Source organism: Streptomyces sp. CB00316 (assembly GCF_001905595.1).
Taxonomy (GTDB): domain Bacteria; phylum Actinomycetota; class Actinomycetes; order Streptomycetales; family Streptomycetaceae; genus Streptomyces.
This window is the reverse complement of the sequence record NZ_LIXI01000006.1, coordinates 196,904-220,534: the sequence shown is the minus strand read 5'-3', so window position 1 is coordinate 220,534 and position 23,631 is coordinate 196,904. Positions and strand designations below refer to the sequence as shown.

Genomic DNA, 23,631 nt, shown 5'->3' with positions numbered 1-23,631 from the left:
TCGTTAGCGTCAGGTCCATGCCAGTGGAGTTCTTGACCGACGATCAGGCGGCTTCGTACGGGAGGTTCAACGAGGAGCCGACCCGGCCGGAGCTGGAGCGGTTCTTCTTCCTCGACGACGAGGACCGCAAGCTGATCGCGAAGCGGCGCGGTGATCACAGTCGGCTCGGGTTCGCCCTCCAGATGTGCACGGTGCGCTACATCGGCCGGTTCCTACCTGACGACCCGCTGGACATTCCGTGGGTGGTGGTCGAGTACCTGGCGGAGCAGCTCGGGATCGAGGACGTGTCGTGCGTGAAGCAGTACACCGAGCGCAAGCCGACGGCGTACGAGCACGCGTGGGAGATCCGGGACGCGTACGGGTACCACGAGTACGACGATGCGGAGTGGGGGCGGAAGTTCCGTACGTTCCTGCACGGGCGGGCGTGGACGCACGCCGAGGGGCCGGTGGCGCTGTTCAACCAGGCGGTGGGCTGGCTGCGTCGGCACCGGGTGCTGCTGCCGGGGGTGTCGGTGCTGGCCCGGAAGGTGTCGGAGGTTCGCAGCGTCGCGGAGAAGCGGCTGCACGCCACGGTCGCCAGGGCCGCGCACCGGGCGGACGCTGCGCTGCCCGGGGACCTGGTGGCCACGCTGGTGACGCCGGAGGGTGCTCGGTTCTCGGAGCTGGAGCGGCTGCGCCGGCCGCCGACGCGGACGACGGGCACGGCGTTCGCGCGGTCACTGGAGCGGGTCGATGAGATCGGCGCATTCCAGTTGGGCCGGGTGCGGCTGTCGCAGGTCCCGCCGAACCGGCTGGCCGCGCTGGCCCGCTACGGGCTGGGGTCGAAGGCGGCGAGCCTGGAGCGCGCGGAGGAGCCCAAGCGCACCGCGATGCTCACCGCGGTGATGCGCCATCTGGAGGCGAAGGCCATCGACGAGGCCCTGGACCTGTTCCAGGTCCTGATGGCGACCCGGCTGATCAGCGCGGCGAAGCGGGCCACGGAGAAGGAGCGCCTCTCCACGCTGCCGCAGCTGGAGAAGGCGTCCCGGACGCTCGCGCGGGCGGCGAAGGTGCTGTTCGAGGAACTGGAGCTGGTGGAGACGCACGGCGCCGATCTTGACGCGGCGGCGCTGTGGGCGGCGGTCGAGGAGGTCGCGCCCCGCCAGGCGGTGATGACCGCGGCCGCTTTGGTGGTCTCCCTGGTGCCCGAGGACGAGGACTCGGCCGATGTCGCGCTGCGGGCGGCGCTGACCACCCGCTACAACACGGTGCGCCCGTTCTTGGCGCTGCTGGGCGAGTCGAAGGCGCTGGCGGCGTCGACCGGCGGCGCGCGGGTGCTGGCCGGGGTGAAGCGGCTGCCCGCTTTGGCGCGGCGGCGGGTGAAGGACAAGCCGCTGTTGCCGCGCGAGGTGGACGACAAGCTGGTGCCGGCCGCGTGGCGCAAGGCGGTGTACGCGAATGCCGAGCTGCCTCAGGGGTCGGTGGACCGGGACGCGTATGTGGTGTGCGTGCTGGAGCAGCTGCACCGGGCCCTGAACAACCGCAACGTGTTCGCCTCCCCGTCGCACCGGTGGTCCGACCCGCGCGCCCGGCTTCTGGACGGTGCGGCGTGGGACGCGGTGTGCGAGGACGTGCTGGCCGGGCTGAGCCTGGACATGCCCGTCACCGAGCACCTGGCGGAGCTGGTGCGGGCCCTGGACGCGGGTTGGAAGCAGATGGCCGAGCGTCTTCAGTCGGCGGGCAAGGACGCGAAGGTGTCGCTCGACGTCCAGCGAGACGGCCGGGTGAAGCTGAACGTGGAGAAGCTCGGCGCGCTCGGCGAGCCGAAGTCGCTGGCCTGGTTGCGGGGGCGGGTCGAGAAGATGCTTCCGAAGATCGACCTGCCGGACCTGCTCTTCGAGGTCCACTCCTGGACCAGTTTCCTCGACGCCTTTGTGCACCTGGGCGACGGCACCACCCGCATGAAGGACCTGACCACCTCGGTCGTCGCGCTGCTGGTGAGCGAGGCGTGCAACATCGGCATGACGCCGGTCACCAACCCCGGCCACGAAGCCCTGACCCGCTCCCGCCTGGTCCACGTCGACCAGTTCTACCTACGCGCCGACACGATCGCCGCGGCGAACGCGATGCTGATCGAGGCCCAGTCCGAGGTGCCGATCGTGCAGTTCTGGGGGGACGGGCTGCTGGCCTCGGTCGACGGGTTGCGGTTCGTCGTCCCGGTGCGCACGATCAGCGCGGCGCCGTCGCCGAAGTACTTCGGGTTCAAGCGCGGCATTACCTGGCTCAACGCCGTCAATGACCAGGTCGCGGGCATCGGGCAGATGGTCGTGCCCGGAACGCCCCGCGACTCCCTGCACATCCTGGACGCGCTGCTGAACCTGGACGGCGGGCGCAAGCCGGAGATGGTGGCCACCGACAACGCCTCCTACTCCGACATCGTGTTCGGGATCTTCAAGATCCTGGGCTACAACTTCAGCCCCCGCTTCAAGGACCTGGACGACCAGAGGTTCTGGCGGGCCACGATGCCCGGCGTGGGGACGGGGACGTATGGAGTCCTGGAGCCGCTCGCACGGAACCGGGTGAACCTGAAGAAGATCGAGACGTGGTGGCCGGACATGCTCCGGGTGGCCGGCTCTCTGGTCACCAACCAGGTCCGCGCTTACGACCTGCTGCGGATGTTCGGCCGCGAGGGACACCCGACCCCGCTGGGGCAGGCGTTCGCGGAGTACGGGCGGATCGCCAAGACCGAGCACCTGCTGCGGATGGTCGACCCGGTCGACGACACCTACCGCCGTCAGATGAACCGCCAGCTCACCGTGCAGGAGTCCCGCCACAAGCTCGCCCGCGACGTGTGCCACGGCAAGCGCGGCACCATCCACCAGGCGTACCGCGACGGCATGGAGGACCAGCTCGGCTCGCTCGGCCTGGTCCTCAACGCCATCGTGCTCTGGACGACCCGCTACATCGACGCCGCCGTCGCCCAGCTGAAAGCCGAGGGCCACGAGATCCCAGGCGAGGACATCGCCCGGCTCTCCCCGCTCAAGCACCGCAACCTCAACGTGCTCGGCCGCTACAGCTTCACCGCCTCCACCTCGGCCGCCGGCGCACTGCGCCCACTGCGCGATCCGGACGCGGCCGGGCTCGGGCTCGATGAGGACGACCAGGAGTAGCGGCCCGCTGGGCGTCTCCTGCCGGGAGCCGATTCGTTGTCCGGGCGAGGGACGGCCTTGGTCGAGAAGCTCGTCCTAGCCCGTGCCGCCGGCGCGTTCTGTTCGTCAGAGGCGATCTGGCGGTATGGCGTCAGGGGCTGCCAGTCGGGCTGCCCCGACGCTCCATGACGAAAGTGAGAAAGCCCGCATGGCAAGCACGTCCTTCGAGCAGACCACGCCCAACCTGACTGTGGTGCTGCTCGGGCATATTCACCACGGCAAGACGACGCTGGCGGCAGCCTGTTCCGCAGTAGCCGGCCTCCGTACCGGCAGCAAGGTCTCGTCCTATGCGGACATTGACGGCGCCTCGGAAAAGCGGGACGACGGGAACACCGTCAATGTGCGCCGGGTCGACTTCGAGCAAACGGCCCGGCGCTACACCCTGCTGGACTTCCCCAGCCATGCCGACATCGTCGAATCCCTGGTACCAGGCTCGGAGCAGGCGCACGGCGCAATTCTGGTGGTGGCCGCAGACTCCGGCACTGGGCCGCAGACCCACGAACACATCCAGCTCGCCCGCCAGGTCGGCATTCAGCATCTGGTGGTATTCCTCAACAAAGTGGACGTGGTCAATCCCGAGCTGATCGAGCTGGTGGAGATCGAGGTCGTCGACTTGCTGAACGCCTGCGGATACCCTGCGGACAGCCCCATCATCAAGGGCAGCGCCTACAAGGCGCTCATCGAGGCTGCGGACGGCACCGTGGACAAAGCCTGCCAGTCGATCGCCGAACTTGGCGACACACTCGACAGCTCCTTCCCGTACTTCCCGCCGTCCTAGCCGCTGGGCCTCAAGGCTCCGTCGGGGCCCACGCACGCCACCGCGAGCGAACCACGGCGGAGCCGCCCTGCCCAGGCCGCCATCACCCCATGGCCCTCCAGCCCGAACGGGCCAGCTCCTCCATGAACCGAAGCCGCCTGCGCGCACGGGCCGGACGATCCAGGCAAGGGCCCCGGGGCCGACGGCTCGATGAGGCTGCTACGGCACCGGCCAGCGGTTGTGGCCTCGACCTCACCCCGGCTGGACCCCTCACCCGCCACCGTCAACCGAATGCTCCGCAAACACAACGAGCAGGCCGCCGCGGCGTCGAGCACGTGATCGTCTCGCTACTTGCGGCTGGTGTCTGAACCAAGACTCCGATGCCTCTCATAAATGTTCATCTGTGAGAGTTCTGCGAGAGCCCCCGGAGTGATCACGTTTCCGCAGGTCGCCGTTCGCGAAAGTCCTCTCGAAACCCGCACGTTGTGCGAGGCACTTCTGAGAGACTTCCAGGATGGATCTCACGCCCGATCGGGCCGCATCGGCGGTAGAACGTCACGACTGCCCGAACTGTGACGCGCCCGCCGGCTCCGCCTGCCGCACCCGCGGCGGGAAGACCGCCGCGAAGTACCACACCCCCCGCTTCGTACTCGTCCCCGCGCTCCGCGAGGAACTCGAAGTCCTCGTCCCCGCCGACCGCCACCCCGGCCGTGCGTGGAAGCAGTGCCCGGCGCTCGCCGTTGTGCCCGCACCCCGCACCGAGCGCCCGGTCCGCATCGGCTACGCCAGGACCTCGACCGCGCGCCAGGAGCTGGCGAGCCAGCTCGAAGCCCTCCACCGCGCGGAGTGCCACAAGGTCTTCAAGGAACAGATCAGCACCCGCGTCAAGGTCCGACCCGAGCTGGAGAAGGCGCTCGCCCTGGCCCACCAGTTCAAGGAGGCCGCCCCCGAGACGCCCGTCATCCTCACCGTGCACGAGCTCAAGCGCCTCGCGCGCAACGCGGCCGAGCTGATGACACTGTCCGCCGAGCTCCAGGCCGGCGGCATCCAGCTCGAACTCCTCACCGGCCCGCTCACCGGGATCTACGACCCCAACGGCATGGGCGCCATGTTCTTCGCCGTCCTGGCCGTGGCCGGGCAGATCGAGCGCAACTACATCCGGGAGAAGACCCTCGAAGGCCAGGTCATCGCCGCATCCAAGGGCAACCACGGCGGACGCCCGAAGGTCATCGACGACGACATGCTCACCTTCGCCGTCGCGCTCAAGGACAAGGGCGTCCCCGTCCCCGAGATCGCGAAGAAGCTCACCATCAAGGTGGGCAAGAACGCGGGCAAGTCCCCGTCGGTCGCCTCGCTCTACCGGGCCCTCGCGGAAGCCGAGGCCACCGCGGCCGACGACGGCCTGCGCCTGAGGCCGAAGCCCGTACGCATCCGCCAGCCCGGAGAGCCGCTCACCGCCGAGGAGATCGAGCTACGCGAACGGCTCCAGGCCCAGCCCCACCCGAACGCCGAGCTGCGATAGACCTGCTCCCACCTGCACCGAGCCCATGATCACCGGCTTAGCGTTAACCGCTGTACCGCTGTTCCCCGAGGCCGTTGCAGCGTCGGTCGCCCTGACGGGTGATGATCAGCATGGTGACCCACTCCACGAGTGCATGCGGCAGGTCGAGTACGGCAGGATGGATGACCAACGAGGCCCCCGAGCAAGGTGATCGAGACGTCAGACATCTCGATCAACAGCCCGGGGGCCTCGCTCGTTGCGTTCCCGGCTCATCACCCAATCGGTGGCCAGCTCGAAGAAGCTCAATAAGACCCCAACTGCTGATCAGAAAGACCGCTCCCGGACACTCTCCGCGCTCGCCGCGCTCGCCGCACTCGGACTCGATTGGGCGCCGTATCGGTGTCTACGGTCATGGGTCTCTTCACGTGGCCGACCTCAGCCGACGAGCAGGGCGGCCGGGGTGCCCAGGGGCACGTTCAGTTGCTCGTTGTGGCCAGCTTCGCAGCAAAACCGAGGAACAGCGCTCCCGCCCCCGTCGTAAGGCCCGCTGACAACTTTCGGCGGCGGCGGAACTGCGCGGCGAGATACGTGCCGGCGAGGATCAACGCGGTCACGTAGGCGATGCTGATGACCTGATAGACGAGTGCGAGCAGCGCGAAGGACAGGGCCGGGTAAGCGTACTGGGGATCGACGAACTGAACGAAGAACGAGATGAAGAACAAGATCGCTTTCGGGTTCAGGACAGTGATCACCAACGAGCGTCGGAACAGTCTTCCGCCCGATGACGGGTCAGGGGCGGCCTCGGCGCCCTCAGCGCTAGTGTCGTTGCGGCGTCGCCACATCGCCCAGGCTGCCCGGATCATGCCTACCGCGATCCAGGTCAGGTAGCCGGCGCCGGCGTACTTCACGACGGAGAACAGCAGCTCGTTGGTCTGCAGAAGCGAGGCGAGCCCGGCTGCCGTGGCCACCATGAGCAGAGTCTCGCCCAGAAACACCCCTGCCGCTGCACGATAGCCGGCTCTGACACCCAGCCGTGCGGCGATCGACAGTGTGAACAGGGAGCTCGGCCCGGGCAGCAGAATGATCAGCAGCGCGCCCAGTGCATAGGTCAGCAGATTCTCCACTCCCAGCATTCCAGCACCCTTCTCTTCGCCTGTCTGTGCTCGGCGGGAGGCCGCGCCACAGGCGTGGCGGCTATCCGACGTTGTTGCCCGTTCGCACGTTGTGCGCGCTCACCATCTCATCTACTTCAGCGATGCGCCCCAGAGCGTACTTCTCACTGATGTGAGTGAAGTTGTCCGCCCAGAAAGCGCCCAGCTCGTCGATGTCGAGCAAGTCCTGATCACCGAACCTGACGAACATTTCCTCCCGGTCCTCCCGCGTCACGGTGATTCCGAGGACAGCCAAATAGTCGTCGATCTCGGCGGTGCTTTTGAAGAAGTTTGGCCGCTCGTAGTCGACGAGCAGATCCCAGGCCGGACTGTTCGGCAACGGAATAAAGCGTGAGAACTCAACCGAGGAGAGCTCTACTTCGCTCAGCATCTGCCGGATCCCGGCGATGGTGCGGTCCAGCGTCTCCGGTCGCTCTCCCGGAGCGCCGGCTATGTAGGAGGCATGCACCGAGATGCCCGCCTTGTTCAGCATGCGGATGGCTTCGAGATTGGTTTCGCCGGTGGTCTTGTTCTTTCGCTGCGCCTCGAGCATTTCAGGGTCGGCGGCGTCCAGCCCGATGTTGGCACGTGTGACACCGAGCCGCCGGAGCTTGTCGACATTGTTGCGTTTGGTCAGCCCAAGGGCGCGCGCGTACACCATAACCTGCAGTTCGCCGTCATCGATACGGCGTTTCAGGTGCGGCGGGGTGGCGTCGATGAGAGCGTCCACGTACCGAGGGCTGGCCGTGAAGCTGTCGTAGACCTCGAAAAACAGATTGATTCCGTGCTCGCGGTTGTATTGGTCGATTGTTTTCCAGAACTCGCGGGGATCACCCGTGTTGACGGTCAAATCTGCGATGGAGCAGTAGGTGCAGCGTTTGTAGCCGTTCTCGCAGCCGCGTGCGTTGTTCACGGTCACTGGTCGCACTTGGTGACCGTGGAGGTGGCCGAACTGTGCTCGGTAATTGTCGGCATAGACGTCGATCACGTCCTCAATAAAGGACAAATCCGGAATCGTGTTGCGTAGTGAGAGCGCATACTTCGGTGCCGGATTGATATGTACCTGACCCTCACGCCGGTAGGCGAGCGAGGACACCTCCGACATGCTGGTGCCGTCGAGCAGGGCGCGGATCAGTTCAACGAACGGAATCTCGCCGCCGTCGTTAGCTATCACGTAGTCGACCTGGGGCCGATTGCGAAGGATCATTTCGGGAAAGAAGATCGCGTGGTCGTCACCAAGGACTACCTCGGCCCCGCAGGCCTTGGCGGTTTCGGCGACCTTGAGGGCCTCGGAGTAGGTCGGTGTCAGTGCGCTGACGCCGACGACATCGGGTGCGAAGGCCCGAACGGCACGCTGCACGGTCTCGGTGTTGCTGATGCCTCCATCAACGACGCGGAGGTCGACACGATCCCCCAGGGCCTCTCGCGTGGCCGTGGCGAGTTGGATGATGCCTATGTGCGGGTAGCAGGCGTAGTTCGAGGCGTTCCTATTGTCTGTGGGATTGGGGGCGTTAGCGAGTAGTACCTTCAGCGTCATTTCATCACCTGGTGCAGGAGAGCGAATTGGACGGTTGAGTAGGGCACCCGTGCAGACGGATCATAAACATTTGCATGCGGAATATTCGTGCACCAGGCATCAACCAGCCAGCACGGGGCTGAAACTGGACGCCCCGATTCAATTCGGCCACATGAACACGTGATCAAGACACTGGAGCGAAGAAGCTCAATGGCCGGATGCCAACCGTGGCGCGTAGGGGAGGGGCAATCTACACGGAGTCAGAGTGCAGGCTGATCCGGGACGGCACAGCCCAGCGTGCGGGCCTGCACAACCACCGTTTCGAAGTCGGCCGTGGAGGACAACGAGGTCACCGTCCCGTGGCTCAGCGACGCCCCAGCCAGGATGGCCGCTACGGCGTCATGGTCGAAGAAGTCCGGTCCTCGAATTGGAACTCCGGTGCCGCCGGATAGTGCGCGAGCGACGGGGGCAGACCGTCGAGGAGGCCAGGCCAATGCGCGCGGGGCCACTCTCGCCATGGCGTGGCATCACTCTCGTGATCGAACCCGTAGAGGAATACCCCGGCCGGATCGAACACGACGGCGTACTGGTCACCAGAACCGTTGTCCATGAATGCCAGGTCGATGCCTTCGCGCCAGTCGGAGACGAACGAGTGGGTGGGAGCGTCCGCGTCGAGAATGGCATCGAGCAGTGCCAGTGCCCGACAGCGGGCGCGCAGAACATCGGGGTCGGGCACAAGGCCACCAGCGTGTGGACAGTCATGGCCTCCTCCAACTGCCAGCCACTGACATCGGCGGCGGCGCCTGCAAGTTAGCTCAAGAATGGTGACGAGATCCCGTCCGATCGCAAGATCGGGCGAGATCTTCGTCGTTTCGGGGGTCGTTCGCTGCCCGTTCGGGGTGGCGCTCGTAGAGCCAGGTTTCCAGGATGTCCAGGTTTTTGATGGTCACCATGAGCGTGATGAGGATTTCTGGGCCACTTGGCCGGGTGCTCGACGGTGCATGAGGTTGCCGATGTCCATGTAGGCGCCCTTGCAGCGGCCGTTGAGGCCCTCGTTGTGGGAGCGGATCGGCTTGTAGATCCGGTCCCAGGCGGATCTGAGGTAGTGGCTGTCCTGCCGGAACCCTGCGATCCTCAGGTCTCCGGCCGCGTCGACGGAGACGCTGATCGAGGATGCGCCGCAGACGGCCGACAGCGTGTCCTTGCCGGGAGGGTCCGTCCACTCCCTGTCACATCCGAAGCGGTTGGTCGGGTCGGCGCGTCCGCTCCAGGGCCGACTCCAAGACCGCTCCATGAATGGCACGGTCAAGATCATGGACTCAGCGGATTCGTAGGGTGGCGCAGGTGAGCGTCGTGGCCCGGAGCAGCGTGGGAGTGATGGTGGCGCCCGTCAGGTGCTCGACCGGAGCGACCGCCGCTGGTGAGGACAGATCCGTTTCCGGATCGTCATGGTCGAAGTGGAAGCCGACCCGTCACATGACGTCGGGGAGTTCGTCGGGCGCGGCGCCCCAGCGGTAGTCCGGGGCCGGCCTTCGTCATGCGGCCCAGTCCTGCCCCCTGTGCCTGACAGGCAAGGACGCATGCCGGAGCCGCCTGCGCCGCCCGTTGAGCGCCCGTCGTCCGGTCCTATGACGTGCGACGGGAAGCGAGCGCGCGGCGGATGCCGTAGGCGGCTGCCCCGACGGCCAGGACCGCGGCACCGGAGACCACCGAGGAAGGGGGCAGGGCGCAGGCCAGGACCAGACACCCTGCCAGGCCGACGACGGGAACGATCCGCGCGGGGCGGCCCTCGGCGGAGGTGAGTGTCCAGGCCGAGGCGTTCGCGACGGCGTAGTAGGCCAGCACTCCGAAGGAGGAGAAGCCGATCGCCTCGCGAACGTCCACCGTCGCGGCGAGCACTGCCACCACGGCACAGACCGCGAGTTCCGCCCGATGGGGCACCTGGTAACGAGGATGAACGGCCGCAAGGGCATGTGGCACGTGCCGGTCACGGGCCATGGCGAGAGTCGTACGGGACACGCCGAGGATCAGCGCCAGCAGCGAGCCGAGCGCCGCGACCGCGGCACCGACGCGCACGAACGGGACCAGCCACTCCGCGTCCGCGGCTCGTGCGGCGTCCGACATCGGCGCGGTCGCGTCCGCCAGCCTCTCCGGGCCCAGCACCATCAGGACGGCGATGGCCACCACGGCGTAGACGACCAGGGTGATACCGAGTGCGACGGGGATGGCGCGGGGGATCGTACGGGCAGGGTCGCGGACCTCCTCGCCGAGAGTGGCGATGCGTGCGTATCCGGCGAACGCGAAGAACAACAGTCCCGCTGCCTGGAGCACACCGGTGAAATCGGCCTCCGAGCCGCTGTTCAGACGAACGGCGTCAGCCTCGCCGGAGGCAAGCGTGGCGACGACCAGTGCTGCCAGGACCGCGAGGACGACCGCGACGATGGCCCGAGTCAGCCAGGCCGACTTCCGCACCCCCGCATAGTTCACCGCGGTCAGCGCCACCACAGCCGCTACCGCGACCGCGTGTGCCTGACCGGGCCACAGGTAGGTGCCGACCGTGAGGGCCATGGCCGCGCAGGAAGCGGTCTTCCCGATGACGAAGCCCCAGCCGGCAAGGTACCCCCAGAAGTCGCCAAGGCGTTCGCGGCCGTATACATAGGTGCCGCCGGAGGCCGGATAGCGCGCGGCGAGCCGGGCTGAGGACGTCGCATTGCAGTAGGCGACCACCGAGGCCAGGCCCAGACCGAGCAGCAGCCCGGCTCCGGCCGCTTCCGCCGCCGGAGCGAGGGCGGCGAAGATGCCTGCGCCGATCATCGCGCCCAGACCGATGACCACCGCGTCGAACACACCGAGCCGCCGCCGCAACTGCCGCGGCGTCCCCTCGGTCGGCGGCTGCTTGCCCACTGCTCAACTCCCCAGGTGACAGAGCCGTACGCATGTAACGGGTAGTGATATCGGTAGACGATATATGAGGGAGCGGGGTCCGGTTCCGCCGCACTTCCGCGCCTCACACGACCGAGCCGCCCGACGATCTTGGTCCAGCGAGTGTGGCCGCGCCGTGCAGGTGGTGGTTGACGCCTGGTGACATGAGCGTGCCCCTCGCGATTACTCTCGGGCGGACACCTGAACAAGAGGGAGCGGTCTCATGGTGCGCAAAGGGCGAACGAGCAAGCTGATAGTGACAGGCATCGCGGTAGCCGTTGTCACCGCGGTCGTCGCCGGTTTGTACCTGTTTCAGCCGTGGAAGTTGTGGCAGGACGAGACGGTGCTGGAGTCCTTGCCCTCACCAGCAGTCACGTTGCCGGCGGAACCGGCCTCGCCCGGTGGGAGCCCGGCGCCGCCCACGGGACCGGTGACCGTCGCGGCGGGGAGGTTCATCAGTCATGAACACGCCACCACCGGGGCCGTGAAGATCGTTCGTCTGGCGGATGGCACGCATACGCTACGACTGGAGAACCTCGACACCAGCAACGGACCCGACCTCCACGTGTGGCTGACCGATGCGCCGGTGAAGGCGGGCAGGGGAGGCTGGGGAGTCTTCGATGACGGCAAGTACATCAGCCTCGGCAAACTCAAGGGCAACAAGGGAAACCAGAACTACGCCCTCCCCGCCGGCGCGGAACTCTCCGACTTCACCAGCGTGAGTGTGTGGTGCGCCCGCTTCGGTGTCTCCTTCGGTGCCGCGGAACTCACCCAGGTCTGATCGGCAGACGAGAGCGGTCAGTTCGGGAGGAACGCCGCGCAGTTTGCGGCCGGGCTGCCGTAAGGCTTCCTACCGCTGTGGATATTCCATCGGCGACGCGCTCAGCCGCTTCAAGGCGCTCTGCGCGGAGCCGTGGACGGCCGAGAAGATGACGAGTGACTGGCCTTCGTCGCCCGGGAAGGAAAGGGTTTCGTACGCGAGGTCGAATCGCCCGGCCAGGGGGTGCTCGAAGCTCTTGGTGCCGTACGTCTTCTCCTGAACCTCCTGAGCCGCCCACAGGATCCGGAACTCGGGGCTGGCCGCACTGAGCTCGGCGACGACGTGCCCCAGACGGGAATGGTGTACGTGGCGTGCGGCGGAGAAGCGCAGGTAGCCGATGGTCTGACGCGCGACCTGATCCCACTGCGGGTACAGGCTGCGTGCCTTGGCGTCCAGGAAGATGTGACGGGCGATGTTCGGTTTGCCTGCCGGGGCACCGGCCAGGCCGGGCACCAGGGCCAGAGCGAGCTCGTTGGCGGCGAGAACGTCCATGCCGGGGTCGAGAACGTAGGCGGGCACCGCACCCACCGCATCCAGCAACCGACGGACATCCGGACGAACCCGTCGGACCCCGAGGGTCGACGACTCGGCCCGCGGGCGCTGCGGAGGGTGCGCCAGATCGTGCAGATGGGCCCACTCGGTCGCGTCCAGTCGCAGCACACGCGCCAGGGCCTCCAGCACGGAGTCCGAGGGATTGGTCGCCCGCCCCTGCTCCAGGCGCGTGTAGTAGATGGTGCTTACTCCGGCGAGTCCCGCCACCTCCTCGCGGCGGAGTCCGGGCACCCGCCGCCGGCCCAGAGCCGGAACGCCCGCGGCCTCAGGCGTCACATGCGATCGCCGTGAACGAAGAAACCTGCCCAGCTCACGTGCCTGCTTCACGGCTCCCCCGGCTCCTTTCGCACAGCGCGACGCAGTCCGCCCCCGCGCCTCCGCGTCAGTATGCCCTCCCCGGAACGCGCTGCCCTGTACCCCGTCAGTACCCCGCTCCTCACTGCGACGGGGGGTACTGACGGGGTACTGGTCAGCAGGGCCCCCTCGGTCCACGGTTGAGCTCAGTGCGCACCGCGCACGGCCGTCGCCGCCAGCGGTGCCGGCTCGTTCCCTCCCTCTGGAGCACCGGTCATGCGAGCAGTAACCCTCTCCCGCCACGGCGACGAAAGCGTTCTGGAACTGACCGAGCAACCGGTACCTGACCCTGCCGACGGACAGCTTCTGATCAAGGTGCGGGCCGCCGGCGTGAACCCCGTCGACTGGAAGTTCCGAGAGGGAGCGGTCGGTACGGACCGCCCCTTCCCTCTGGGCATGGGCTGGGATGTGGCGGGGACGGTCGTCACGACGACGACGGCCGACGGCCCAGGTGTCGGTGACGAGGTGTACGGCATGCTGCCTCTGCCGTATGCCGGGGCCTATCAGGAGTTCGCGGTCCTGCCGGTCTCAGCCGTCGCCCCCAAGCCCGTCGAGCTGTCGTTCGCGCAGGCCGCGGCCGTCCCGCTGGCGGCCCTGACCGCCTGGCAGTCGCTCGACGCCGCACAGCTGACCGCCGGTCAGCGCGTTCTGATCCACGGTGGCGCGGGCGGGGTCGGCCACTTCGCCGTTCAGCTCGCCAAGGCCCGCGGGGCGCATGTCACGGCCACCGCTTCACCGCGCAACCTGGCCTTTCTGCGCCGGCTCGGCGTCGACGAGCCCTTGGACCGCACGGAGGAGCATCCGCACGCCGTCGAACCGGTCGACGTCGTCATCGACACCGTCGGCGGCCGGACGCAGCAGGAGTCGTGGCGAGCGCTGCGTCCGGGCGGCGTGCTCATCACTCTGCCGGAACCGATCGACGAGACGTACCGCATCCCCGGTATCACAGGGCGGCGCGTCGTCGTCGCTCCGGACGGCGAGGCGCTGCGCCGCATCGGGCAGCTCATCGACTCAGGAGCGGTCCGGGTCGAGGTCCAGGACGTCCTGCCCCTGGAGAAGGCGGCCGAAGCCCAGCTGATCAGCAGGACCGGCCAGGTCCGTGGCAAGCTCGTGCTCAGCCTCTGACCGGGGATCGGAGCGACCCCGGACGATCCGGCGCGCTCCCAGCCCCTTACGCGCAGGCAGACTTCCCCATAGTCTGACCACCGCTTGCGAGTTACCTGTCAGTAAATCACTCGAAGATGGGCGCCCCCAGGCCCGGAGGTCCATGTGAGTTCCGCGCAGTCCCTTGTCGACAACCGCCCGGTTTCCGTGGCGCATCTCTTTCTCGCACGGGTCGAAGCCACGCCCGGCCAGGAGGCCTACAGGTTTCCCGTGCCGGCCGACGACGGCGCTGAAGGCGCCGAGCAGTGGAGTTCGCTGACCTGGGCCCGGACCGCCGAACGCGTCCATGCGATCGCGGCCGGCCTGCTGGCTCTGGGAGTGCGGCCCGAGGAACGGGTGGCGATCTCCTCCTCCACCCGGGTGGAGTGGATCCTGGCCGACCTGGGCGCGATGTGCGCGGGCGCCGCCACCACTGCCGTCTACCCCAGCACCCATGCCGACGAGACGGTGTACATCCTCTCCGACTCCGGCAGCCGCGCGATCTTCGTCGAGAACGCGGAGCAGCTGGACAAGGTCGCCTCCGACATCGAACGCCTGCCCGGGTTGGGCCACGCGATCCTCTTCGACCCCGCGGCGGACCTCCCTCGGGTGGAGGGGCTGGAGGTGCTCTCCCTCGCCGAGCTGGAGAAGCGGGGTACGGCATACCTGGACGAACACCCGGACGCGGTCGCGGAGACGGTCCGGGCCATCGAACGGGAACATCTCGCCACCCTGATCTACACCTCGGGCACCACAGGCCGGCCCAAGGGTGTGCGCCTCGTGCACGACTGCTGGTCGTACCAAGGGGTCGCCCAGGAGGCCAGCGGGCTGCTGCGCTCCGACGACGTGCAGTTCCTGTGGCTACCGCTGTCCCACGTGTTCGGCAAGGCACTGATCGCCGGTCAGGTCAGGACCGGGCATGTGATGGCGGTGGACGGACGGATCGACCGGATCATCACCAACCTGCCCGCCGTCCGGCCCACCCTGATGGCGTCGGCGCCCCGGATCTTCGAGAAGGTCTACAACGGCATCGCGGGCCGGGCGCGTGCCGAGGGAGGTGCCAAGTACAAGATCTTCCTCTGGGCGGCGAAGGTCGCCCGCGACTACGCCCGGACAGAACAGGAGAGCAGGGCGGCGACCGGGCGGCGGAAGGTGCCCCTGCCGCTCGCCGTGCGGCACGCCGTCGCCGACAGGCTGGTGTACGGCAAGATCCGCGCGGCCTTCGGGGGCAACCTGCGCGGCAGCGTCTCGGGCAGCGCCGCCCTCGCTCCCGACATCGGCTACTTCTTCGCCGGCGCCGGTGTGCACATCCTGGAGGGCTATGGCCTCACCGAGACCAGCGCGGCTTGCACCATCAACCCCGCCGACGACTACCGGGTCGGCACGGTCGGCAGACCGCTGCCCGGCACCGAGGTCCGCATAGCCGAGGACGGCGAGGTCCTGTTGCGAGGCCCCGGCGTCATGCGCGGGTACCACAACCTTCCCGAGAAGACCGCGGAGGTGCTGGAGAGCGACGGCTGGTTCCGCACCGGTGACATCGGGGACGTGGACGAGGACGGTTACGTCCGGATCACCGACCGCAAGAAGGACGTGTTCAAGACCTCGGGCGGCAAGTACGTGGCGCCCACCGAGATCGAGGGCCGCTTCAAGGCCGTCTGCCCGTACGTCAGCAACATCCTGGTCATCGGCGACGGCCGCAACTTCTGCTCCGCCCTGATCACCCTGGACGCGACCACGATCACGTCGTGGGCGGCGTCCCACGGCCTCGGCGACCGCACGTATGCCGAGATCGTCTCCTCGCCGCAGGTCCACGAGCTGATCGACGGCTTCGTCCAGCGGGTCAACGGTGACCTGCAGCGGTGGCAGACGGTCAAGAAGTTCGCCGTGCTCCCGCGCGACCTCGATATCGAGCACGGCGAACTCACCCCGAGCCTCAAAGTCAAACGGCCCGTCGTGGAGCGTGAGTACGCCCAGGTCATCGACGGTATGTACGAGGGGGCCCGCGAGGCCTGACTCGCAGAGGGACAGAGCACGCCGGTGCGGCGCCGAGGCAGATACCGAGCCTGCCGCGTCGTCCACCCGTCACTTGGTCTCCAGATCCCGGCGCCGGAAGCCCGCCATGCCCAGCAGGATCAGGCCGGCCGCGACCGCGGTGAGGACCACCATGGGAGTCCAGCTCATCTGGGCGGCCGGGAGCCGGGGAACGTGGCCGAAAGGTGACAGGTTGTTCATCCAGCCGGGGAACCGGAGCATCGCGCCGAGATAGCCGACGAGGAACGCGTACACCGGCACGGTCCAGGCCGCGACCCCGGCCCCGGGATACCAGCCGAAGAGCGCGACGGTCACACCCACCGTCACCCACAGCGCGGGGGCGTACACGGCTGCGGACGCGACCAACTCACCCACGAGGCCGCTGTCCCCGGTGGACGCGGCGCCCGCGAGGCCGAAGCCCAGCCCGGCCGTGAGCAGCAGTGCCGTACCGCCGGCCAGCGCGACGGCGACATGGCTGCCCAGCCAGCGGTCGCGCGAGAGGCCGGTGGCCAGCAGCGGTTCGGCGCGGCCGGCGCTCTCCTCGGTCCGAGGCCGCAGTGAGGCCATCACGACGTACACGGCGGCCACGACCGCGATGACGACCATCACCATCGAGGCGAACGACTCGGCGACGGAGCTGCCGCCGATCTGTGCCAGCGCCTCCTGGACCTGTTCGATGTTCTTCACCATGTCGGCGGCGTCCCCGAGGATGGAGCCGTACATGGTGCCCATCAGGAACAGTCCGGCGCAGAAGCCCAGCAGGGTTGCCCGGTGCAGCCGCAGGGCGAAGCCCAAAGGCCTGGTGAGGGCCTCGGACGCGGTACGGCGACCGAGCCCGGCGGGTCGCAGACCCGCGCCGACATCACGCCGGGTGCTCAATACGAAGCCGAAGGCGGCGGTCAGCGCGGCCAACGCCAGGCAGAGCAGCAGGGGCCACCAGCGGTTGTCGACGAAGACGTAGCTTCGCTGGATCCAGCCGATCGGCGTCAGCCAGGACAGGGCGTCCTTGCCGACGTCCCCGGAGGCGCGCAGCGCGTAGGCGACCCCGATCAGTGCCAGTGCCATACCGGTGGCGCCGCGGGTGTGGGCGGTCACCTGTGCGGTGACCGCTGCGACACCGGCGAAGACGAGACCGATCACCGTGTGCGTCAGCCCGTACAGCAAGGCTTCGCCGGTGCTGATCCCGTCGATCCCCGTCGAGATCAAGGCCAGCGCCAGCAGGACGGCGAGGGCGATGTTCGCAAGGGCCGCGACGGCCAGCGCGGAGGCCAGTTGGGCGTGGTGCCCGACAACGGTGGAGCGGACCAGCTCGGCCCGGCCGGTCTCCTCCTCGTGCCGCGTGTGCCGGATGACGATCAGGACGCTCATCAGGCCGACCAGGACCGCCATGAAGCCGAGCAGTTGGTGCCCGAGCATCGCGCCGACGTCGTAGTCGGACAAGTAGTGGCGAGGTCCGGTCATGGCGAGTGCGGCGGGGCTGTCCATGGTGGCGGCCGCCCTGGTCCGTTCCTCGGGGGTGGAGTACAGGGTCTCGTACTGGGCCACCGTGGCGAGCGTGCCCAGGGAGAGCGCCGGCAACCAGATGGCGAGGCGCGCACGGTCCCTGCGCAGGGCGAACCGGAGGAGGGTCGCGGTGCCGACGAAAGCGCCTGCACCGGGCAGGGGGGTTCGGCGGCCCGGAGAGACGGCGACGGTGGCGGTCATCGGGCGGCCTCGTCACCGTCTCGGGCCGGTGCGACCGTGACGGTGCCGGAACTCTCAGCACCGTCGACGCGTCCCGTCTGGCCGTCGGCAGCGATCTCGTCGCTGTAGTGACGGAGCATCAGTTCCTCCAGTGTCGGCGGATGACTGACCAGGCTGCGGATGCCGAACTCGCCGAGCCCGCGGATGGCGGTGCCGACGTGCGTACCGTCGACAGTGAAGCTCACCTGACGGTCCTGCACCCGGACCCCGTGAACACCTGGCAGAGTGTCGAGTCCGACGGCCGTGCGCTCGGTCTCGGCCTCTACCGTCGTGCGGGTCAGGTGGCGCATCTCGCTCAGCGTGCCCGACTGAACGATGCGGCCCTGCCGGATGATGCTCACGCGGTCGCAGAGCTTCTCGACCTGGGCCAGGATGTGGCTGGACAGCAGCACGGTCCGGCCCGCGGCCTTCGCCTGGAGGATGACGTCCTGGAAGACGGCCTCCATGAGGGGATCGAGGCCCGCGGTGGGTTCGTCCAGGAGCAGCAGTTCGGCGTCGGAGGCGAGCGCCGCGACGATGGCGACCTTCTGCCGGTTGCCCTTGGAGTAGGCACGGCCCTTCTTGGTCGGATCCAGGTCGAACCGTTCCACGAGCTCGTCGCGTCGCCGTCGGTCGAGACCGCCGCGCAGCTTCGACAGGAGGTCGATCGCCTCCCCACCGGTGAGGTTGGGCCACAGTTCGACATCGCCGGGTACGTAGGCGAGCCTCCGGTGCAACGCGACGGCATTCTTCCACGGGTCCCTGCCCAGGAGCTGGGCGGAGCCCGAGTCGCCGCGCAGGAGCCCGAGAAGGACTCGGATCGTGGTGGACTTGCCCGCACCGTTGGGGCCGAGGAAGCCATGGACCTCGCCGGCGTCGACGTCCAGGTCGAGGCCGTCGAGGGCGTGTGTCCGGCCGAACGACTTGTGCAGTCCGACCACAGTGATTGCCTTCTTCATGATTCTGAACGTACGCTCAATTCAGAAATGTGTGAAGTTAAGGAACTGTATGAATCGCTCGGTACACTTCCGTGGGAGGCCGGAAGCGCCGGGTTGCCCAGGCCATGTGAAAGGGAGCCAGGACATGGGTGAGCGGCGGCGACATGAGGGCCCCGCGGATGACGGCAGTGGGCAGGCCCACGACAGCGAGGCCGCCACCTCGCAGTTCGTGGAGCGTTTCGCCGCCCAGCTAGTCGAAGCCGGGATGGCTCGCATGCCGGCCCGGGTCTTCGCGGCTCTGCTCTCCTCGGAGCAAGGGGCTCTCACCTCCCCCGAACTGGGAGAGCGGCTGAAGGTCAGCCCGGCAGCCGTGTCAGGTGCTGTCCGCTATCTCGCCCAGGTCAACATGGTCAGCCGGGAGAGGGAGCCGGGTTCGCGGCGTGAGCGCTACCGCGTACAGGGCGACCAGTGGCACAGCGCCCTGATGGAGCGCGACGCCGTACTGAGGAACTGGCAGGCGACCATGCGGGAGGGCGTGGACCACTTCGGGCTCCAAACCCCTCAGGGGCGCAGGATCAACGACACCTTGGAGTTCTTCCAGTTCCTCGAGAAGGAGTTCGGGTCGCTGATGGAGCGCTGGGCCGCGCACAAGGCCCAGCATCTCGGTCGTTGACCACGCGATCCGGGCGCCCAGCGAGCCGCGTCCTCGTGCATGACATGGTGTCGGCCCACAGGTAGCGTCGATGTGCGGTTGGCGCTGAGAGCATGGCGCGGCTTCCGAGGACGAAGGAGCGACAGCTCAGGCCCTCAACCGGAGCATGGAGTGGCAGTTGCCACCTCATGCAGGGGGGCGGGGGCCCCGTCCGTTGTGTTTCCGCCGTGTTTCTCTACAGTTCTCGGCCAGTTCTGTAGATAAGAGCCCCATCTCCGGTCCTTGTCGCGGCAGTTCCGTTTACGCGAGAGTTCGAGGCGCGGCGACAGGAACATGTCATCGCCGCCGGGCAGTGTCCATGGAACACATCGCGCGTCCCCAAGCGTGGTGTGGCCACCCCCCCCATTGTCTGGACGCTTCGCCCGTGTAGCGGAAGGAATCGCGTGAAGCACGGAAAGAAGAACGCGCGCAGATACATCGTGGCGGCCTCCATCGGCGCCCTCCTGTCGGCCGGAGTCGCCACAGGGGCTTACGCCGGTACGGCGGAATCCGCGCCGCTGAAGTATCAGCCGGAGATGGTCCAGGCTCTCGCCACCACCCTGGGCGTGAGCGAGCGGGAGGCCGTCGAGCGGCTCGACAAGGAAGCGCGGCAGCAGGACCGGTTCGCGAAGCTGCGGGCCGAGAAGGTCTCCACCCTCGGGGCCTTCTTCGCCAAGGACGGGACGCTCGTCGTCAACGCCGCCGACGCCGAGGCGGCGAAGGAGGTCAAGGCGGCGGGACTCGCAGCACGGGTCCCGGAGCGTGGCGAGGGCGAGCTGAACCGGATCAAGGCCCAGCTCGACGCCAAGGCCCTCAAGAGCGCCCCGGCCGGGGTGTCGGCGTGGTCCGTGGACCTCGCGTCCGACACCGTGACCGTCGAGGTCAACGGGGCCTCCGACGCAGCCACCCGTACCTTCCTCAAGGCCGCGAGGAGCAACGGCGACGCCGTACGCGTCGTCCGGGGCCAGGAGAAGCTGGAGACGCAGGCCGTCGTGCCGCCGGGCAGTCGCATGACCTTCAACGGCTACCTCTGCTCCGTCGGTTACGGGGCGAAGGACCGCAGCGGCAAGCAGGTGCTCGTGACCGCCGGGCACTGCATCGAGGACCTGCCCGCACTCGCCTACAACGGGACCCGGTTCGCCAAGGGAACCCACACCCGGTTCGCGCTCGGCACCCGCAGCGTGGACATGGGCATCGCCACCGTGGATGCCGGCCACTCCATCGGCCTGGACATCACCACGTACGGCAAGGCGGGCACCGTCGCCGTACGGGGCAGCCAGCGGGCCCCGCAGGGTTCGGCGCTCTGCAAGGCCGGCCAGACCACCGGCTGGACCTGCGGCAAGGTCGGCTCGTACAACGTCAGCGTCACCTACACCGACCAGAACGGCGGACCGGACACCGTCGTGACCGGTCTGGCCAGCTCCACCGTCTGCACCCAGGGCGGGGACAGCGGAGGCGCCTACGTCTCCGGCAACCAGGCCCAGGGGATGACCTCCGGCGGGCCGATCAGCCAGCGGTGCAACGGCCAGGTGAACTCGCCCGGTTCGTCGTACTTCCAGCCGCTGGACGACGCCCTGAAGTACTACGGGCTGACGCTCAACACCAAGTAGCCCCGACCGGGTGAAGGTGCCGCATACGCGGGAGACCGTCCACTGACCCTGGGCGGTCTCCCGTTTCCACCGTTTCCACCGTTTCCGTCATTCCTTCGTGTCGAAATCCCAGGCCACTCCGTGCACTCCGGGTTTGCACCGGGAGGCGAGCACATGGGTGCTGTGGAAATCGTTCATCGAAATACGCCGCTGCGCACGGGGCGGGGAGCCCACCTGGTCCCGGAAGTACCGCCGGCAGCCCGAGGGGAGCGCGTCCGGATGGAAGAAGACCTGCTGAAGGTATTCGTGCAGATTCGCCCGCGACCAGCGTTCGTAGTGGGCGGCCGGTTCCCGCGACGGGCTCACATCGACGGCGTAACTCACCACGGTCGTGTCCAGTTTGGCGAGTTCCCGGCCGAAGTGAATCTCCAGCACGAGGGATTTGAGCCCCTTGAGGTACGTCGCCTCGCCGAGCCGGCCGCTGGTGACGCGGATGTCGAGCGGCTCCGCCTGCTCGTCGTCGAAGCTCAGCACGAACAGCGCGCGGTCAGCTCCGGCGCGATTGGCCCGCAGCACATTGGTCGTGGTGAGGTTGCTCAGCGTTCCGCTCGCGCCCAGCGTCACCACGTCGTGGATCAGCAGCGAGCCGGTCTCCTGGTTGAAGTGGCGGAACCGCTCGCCGAGCGCCTTCTCCACCACCGAGTCCTCGCCCAGCACCTGGAGAGCCGCCCCCTCGCCGCGGGCCGGTGCGACCCGGCCGCGCGGGCGGCGCGGGCCGAGCAGCGAGCGCAGGGCCCCGCCCGGCAGGTCCAGGATCTCCTCCAGCACCTCCACGGCCCGCAGCGACCGGGCCCGCTCCGGCTGACTGCGGCCGCGCTGCCAACTGCTCAACGTGGCCTGGCTGACGCCGATGCCGCGCGCCCTGAGCCGTTCGCTCACCCGCTCCAGGGAGAGGCCGCGGCGGCCCAGCGCCTCCCGCAGGGCGGCAGGGAAGGCGTCGGCCTCCGTGGCGGCCCCGTCGATCTCCAGCGCCCTTCGAGAGGCCGCGGCCCGCTCCGTGTCCCCGGCGTCCGGCAGCCCGACGCATGTTTCCGTCCTGCTCGACATGTCCCTCCCCCATCCCGGCACTCCCGCCGCGGGGCACCCGTAAGGTCCCCGCATACTGGTTGACCACCGGAAAGGGACCGGATAACAAAACCCCCAGGAGTGACCTGCCCCACACTCCGGGGATGCGCTGCCCGGCGTCCTCCGCACGGCCCGAGGAAGTGAGCACGTGGTGAACAGCGTGAACGGCGTGGACGTCACCGCACTGGTCGTCGCGGCCAGGGACGGGGACCAGGCGGCCGGGGAGCGGCTCGCCTCCCTCTACCTGCCGCTCGTCTACAACGTCGTGGGCCGCGCCCTCAACGGCCACCCGGACGTGGACGACGTGGTGCAGGAGACCATGCTCCGCGCGCTCTCGGGTCTCTCCTCGCTGCGCGATCCCACCCGGTTCCGGTCCTGGCTGGTGGCCATCGCCATGAACCAGGTCCGCACCCGCTGGTCCGTCCTCGGCCACCGACCCGCCGCGCTGGAGGAGACCGACGAGCCGGCCGACCCGGCCGCCGACTTCGTCGACCTGACCATCCTGCGCCTCGAACTCTCCGGCCAGCGGCGCGAGACCGCCGAGGCGACCCGCTGGCTGGACGACGCGGAACGCGATGTGCTCTCGCTCTGGTGGCTGGAGACGACCGGCGAGCTCACCCGGGCCGAGCTGGCGGACGCCCTCGGGCTCTCACCCCAGCACACCGCCGTACGCGTCCAGCGGGTCAAGAACCAACTCGACGTCGGGCGCGCGGTCGTCCGGGCGCTGGCCGCCGAACCCCGCTGCCCTTATCTGGACGCCCTGGTGGAGGACTGGGACGGGGCGCCCACGCCCCTGTGGCGCAAGCGCACAGCCCGCCACATACGCGGCTGCGCCTCCTGCTCGGCGACAAGTTCGGGGCTCGTACCGCCGGAGGGGCTGCTTTCGGGGCTCGCTCTGGTGGTGCCGTTGTACGACGGCGGCCAGCACGCCGCCGCCGCTGTCGCCCCGGCCGTGGCTCCGGCCGGGTTCTCGGCGGGGAAGGCGGCGGGGCTCGTCGCCGCGGCGGCCGCCGTGACCTCGATCGCCGTACTGCTGTGGCCCTCGGCGCCCGCGCCGCCCGCGCCCCGCGCCGAGGGGGGTACGACGCAGCTCCCGGCGCCCGCGCCGCCCCCAGTCGCCACGGCGGCCACCCCGTCCGCGTCCCCGACGCCCACTCCCACTCCCACGCCGAGCCGCTCCGCCCCGGGCGCCTCGCCGTCCACCGTGGCCCCGCCACCGTCACCGCGCCCGGCGCCCCGGGCGCGGCCCCGTCCCCAGACGCGCCTCGTCGCCGAGGTCAACACCCTGCGCGCCCACAACGACTGCCCGCAGCTGACCACCGACCCCCGGCTCACCGAGGTCGCCCAGCGCCACTCCGAGGACATGGCGGCCCACGGCTATTTCGGCCACACCGACTCCACGGGCCGGGGCATGGGCGACCGGGTGACCGACTCCGGCTACCTGTGGACCGCCGTGGGCGAGACCATCGCCACGGGGAACGCCGACCCGGCCGCCGTCGCCGACCAGTGGCACCGCAGCCCGGGCCGGAAGGACGACATCCTCAACTGCAACTTCACGCATGTGGGCGTGGGCATCGCCGACTCGCCGCGCGGGCCCTACTGGACGCAGGTGCTGGCGACGCCGCAGTGAG

Annotated in this window: 18 protein-coding genes and 1 pseudogene; 9 read left to right on the top strand and 10 right to left on the bottom strand. The window is 68.6% G+C overall.

Annotated elements, in window-relative coordinates:
• Window positions 1–17 precede the first annotated feature (17 nt).
• The 3 genes from AMK21_RS19235 (at window position 18) to AMK21_RS19225 (ending at window position 5,467) form a co-directional block, all read left to right on the top strand.
• On the top strand, window positions 18–3,149 hold the full coding sequence (locus AMK21_RS19235; protein WP_073879533.1) for a Tn3 family transposase: 3,132 nt from the start codon (window positions 18–20) through the stop codon (window positions 3,147–3,149).
• 187 nt (window positions 3,150–3,336) lie between these two features.
• A complete protein-coding gene (locus AMK21_RS19230) occupies window positions 3,337–3,966 on the top strand; it encodes a GTP-binding protein (protein ID WP_073879531.1) in 630 nt (209 codons plus the stop codon).
• Window positions 3,967–4,459: 493 nt separating this feature from the next.
• Window positions 4,460–5,467 (top strand): recombinase family protein, encoded by a 1,008-nt coding sequence (locus AMK21_RS19225; protein WP_073879529.1) that lies wholly within the window; start codon window positions 4,460–4,462, stop codon window positions 5,465–5,467.
• Window positions 5,468–5,522: 55 nt separating this feature from the next.
• On the opposite strand, the pseudogene AMK21_RS34370 reads toward AMK21_RS19225, so the two are convergent.
• The 6 genes and pseudogenes from AMK21_RS34370 to AMK21_RS19195 form a co-directional block, all read right to left on the bottom strand.
• Window positions 5,523–5,636 (bottom strand): annotated as a pseudogene (locus AMK21_RS34370) (IS5/IS1182 family transposase); the annotation flags it as partial.
• Window positions 5,637–5,922: 286 nt separating this feature from the next.
• Window positions 5,923–6,579 carry a leucine efflux protein LeuE gene (leuE, locus tag AMK21_RS19215; RefSeq protein ID WP_073879527.1) on the bottom strand — a complete coding sequence of 219 codons (657 nt, stop codon included), beginning with the start codon at window positions 6,577–6,579 and terminating at the stop codon, window positions 5,923–5,925.
• Window positions 6,580–6,640: 61 nt separating this feature from the next.
• Window positions 6,641–8,134 (bottom strand): B12-binding domain-containing radical SAM protein, encoded by a 1,494-nt coding sequence (locus AMK21_RS19210; protein ID WP_073879525.1) that lies wholly within the window; start codon window positions 8,132–8,134, stop codon window positions 6,641–6,643.
• Between the two features lie 370 nt (window positions 8,135–8,504).
• Window positions 8,505–8,849, bottom strand: coding sequence for a hypothetical protein (locus AMK21_RS19205; protein ID WP_234421977.1), 345 nt, complete (start codon window positions 8,847–8,849; stop codon window positions 8,505–8,507).
• A gap of 210 nt (window positions 8,850–9,059) precedes the next feature.
• Window positions 9,060–9,407 (bottom strand): hypothetical protein, encoded by a 348-nt coding sequence (locus AMK21_RS19200; protein ID WP_073879523.1) that lies wholly within the window; start codon window positions 9,405–9,407, stop codon window positions 9,060–9,062.
• Window positions 9,408–9,739: 332 nt separating this feature from the next.
• Window positions 9,740–11,017: an APC family permease gene (locus AMK21_RS19195; RefSeq protein WP_073879522.1), complete on the bottom strand. Its 1,278-nt coding sequence runs from the start codon at window positions 11,015–11,017 to the stop codon at window positions 9,740–9,742.
• Window positions 11,018–11,258: 241 nt separating this feature from the next.
• On the opposite strand from AMK21_RS19195, the gene AMK21_RS19190 reads away from it, so the two are divergent.
• Window positions 11,259–11,816 (top strand): DM13 domain-containing protein, encoded by a 558-nt coding sequence (locus AMK21_RS19190; protein WP_073879520.1) that lies wholly within the window; start codon window positions 11,259–11,261, stop codon window positions 11,814–11,816.
• Between the two features lie 69 nt (window positions 11,817–11,885).
• Here AMK21_RS19190 and AMK21_RS19185 read toward each other — a convergent pair whose 3' ends face one another.
• Window positions 11,886–12,734: a helix-turn-helix transcriptional regulator gene (locus AMK21_RS19185; RefSeq protein WP_073879518.1), complete on the bottom strand. Its 849-nt coding sequence runs from the start codon at window positions 12,732–12,734 to the stop codon at window positions 11,886–11,888.
• A gap of 243 nt (window positions 12,735–12,977) precedes the next feature.
• Here AMK21_RS19185 and AMK21_RS19180 point away from each other — a divergent pair, with 243 nt between their 5' ends.
• Window positions 12,978–13,886 (top strand): NADP-dependent oxidoreductase, encoded by a 909-nt coding sequence (locus AMK21_RS19180; RefSeq protein ID WP_073879516.1) that lies wholly within the window; start codon window positions 12,978–12,980, stop codon window positions 13,884–13,886.
• A 144-nt stretch (window positions 13,887–14,030) separates the two neighbouring features.
• Window positions 14,031–15,917, top strand: coding sequence for an AMP-dependent synthetase/ligase (locus AMK21_RS19175; RefSeq protein ID WP_073879514.1), 1,887 nt, complete (start codon window positions 14,031–14,033; stop codon window positions 15,915–15,917).
• Window positions 15,918–15,986: 69 nt separating this feature from the next.
• Here the strand turns inward: AMK21_RS19175 and AMK21_RS19170 are convergent, their stop codons facing one another.
• Both AMK21_RS19170 and AMK21_RS19165 read right to left on the bottom strand, forming a co-directional pair.
• Window positions 15,987–17,639, bottom strand: a complete 1,653-nt coding sequence (locus tag AMK21_RS19170; protein ID WP_073879512.1) for an ABC transporter permease — start codon at window positions 17,637–17,639, stop codon at window positions 15,987–15,989.
• Complete coding sequence (locus AMK21_RS19165; protein ID WP_073879510.1) at window positions 17,636–18,616, bottom strand: ABC transporter ATP-binding protein; 981 nt, start codon at window positions 18,614–18,616, stop codon at window positions 17,636–17,638. Before AMK21_RS19165 ends, AMK21_RS19170 begins: the two co-directional genes overlap by 4 nt.
• A 124-nt stretch (window positions 18,617–18,740) precedes the next feature.
• On the opposite strand from AMK21_RS19165, the gene AMK21_RS19160 reads away from it, so the two are divergent.
• Together AMK21_RS19160 and AMK21_RS19155 are read left to right on the top strand one after the other, a co-directional pair.
• Entirely contained in the window at window positions 18,741–19,268 is a 528-nt protein-coding gene (locus tag AMK21_RS19160; RefSeq protein ID WP_073879508.1) for a GbsR/MarR family transcriptional regulator, read from the top strand.
• A 422-nt stretch (window positions 19,269–19,690) separates the two neighbouring features.
• A complete protein-coding gene (locus tag AMK21_RS19155; protein ID WP_073879506.1) occupies window positions 19,691–20,896 on the top strand; it encodes a S1 family peptidase in 1,206 nt (401 codons plus the stop codon).
• 87 nt (window positions 20,897–20,983) lie between these two features.
• Here AMK21_RS19155 and AMK21_RS19150 read toward each other — a convergent pair whose 3' ends face one another.
• A complete protein-coding gene (locus AMK21_RS19150) occupies window positions 20,984–21,982 on the bottom strand; it encodes a helix-turn-helix domain-containing protein (protein WP_073879504.1) in 999 nt (332 codons plus the stop codon).
• A gap of 166 nt (window positions 21,983–22,148) precedes the next feature.
• Here AMK21_RS19150 and AMK21_RS19145 point away from each other — a divergent pair, with 166 nt between their 5' ends.
• A complete protein-coding gene (locus AMK21_RS19145) occupies window positions 22,149–23,630 on the top strand; it encodes a sigma-70 family RNA polymerase sigma factor (protein ID WP_073879502.1) in 1,482 nt (493 codons plus the stop codon).
• Window position 23,631 lies beyond the last annotated feature (1 nt).

Excerpts from the sequence above, each read along its gene's own strand:
- AMK21_RS19235 (WP_073879533.1), top strand. The coding sequence starts at position 18 with ATGCCAGTGGAGTTCTTGACCGACGATCAGGCGGCTTCGTACGGGAGG.
- AMK21_RS19230 (WP_073879531.1), top strand. The coding sequence starts at position 3,337 with ATGGCAAGCACGTCCTTCGAGCAGACCACGCCCAACCTGACTGTGGTG.
- AMK21_RS19225 (WP_073879529.1), top strand. The coding sequence starts at position 4,460 with ATGGATCTCACGCCCGATCGGGCCGCATCGGCGGTAGAACGTCACGAC.
- leuE (WP_073879527.1), bottom strand. The coding sequence starts at position 6,579 with ATGCTGGGAGTGGAGAATCTGCTGACCTATGCACTGGGCGCGCTGCTG.
- AMK21_RS19210 (WP_073879525.1), bottom strand. The coding sequence starts at position 8,134 with ATGACGCTGAAGGTACTACTCGCTAACGCCCCCAATCCCACAGACAAT.
- AMK21_RS19200 (WP_073879523.1), bottom strand. The coding sequence starts at position 9,407 with ATGGAGCGGTCTTGGAGTCGGCCCTGGAGCGGACGCGCCGACCCGACC.
- AMK21_RS19190 (WP_073879520.1), top strand. The coding sequence starts at position 11,259 with ATGGTGCGCAAAGGGCGAACGAGCAAGCTGATAGTGACAGGCATCGCG.
- AMK21_RS19180 (WP_073879516.1), top strand. The coding sequence starts at position 12,978 with ATGCGAGCAGTAACCCTCTCCCGCCACGGCGACGAAAGCGTTCTGGAA.
- AMK21_RS19170 (WP_073879512.1), bottom strand. The coding sequence starts at position 17,639 with ATGACCGCCACCGTCGCCGTCTCTCCGGGCCGCCGAACCCCCCTGCCC.
- AMK21_RS19165 (WP_073879510.1), bottom strand. The coding sequence starts at position 18,616 with ATGAAGAAGGCAATCACTGTGGTCGGACTGCACAAGTCGTTCGGCCGG.
- AMK21_RS19160 (WP_073879508.1), top strand. The coding sequence starts at position 18,741 with ATGGGTGAGCGGCGGCGACATGAGGGCCCCGCGGATGACGGCAGTGGG.
- AMK21_RS19150 (WP_073879504.1), bottom strand. The coding sequence starts at position 21,982 with ATGTCGAGCAGGACGGAAACATGCGTCGGGCTGCCGGACGCCGGGGAC.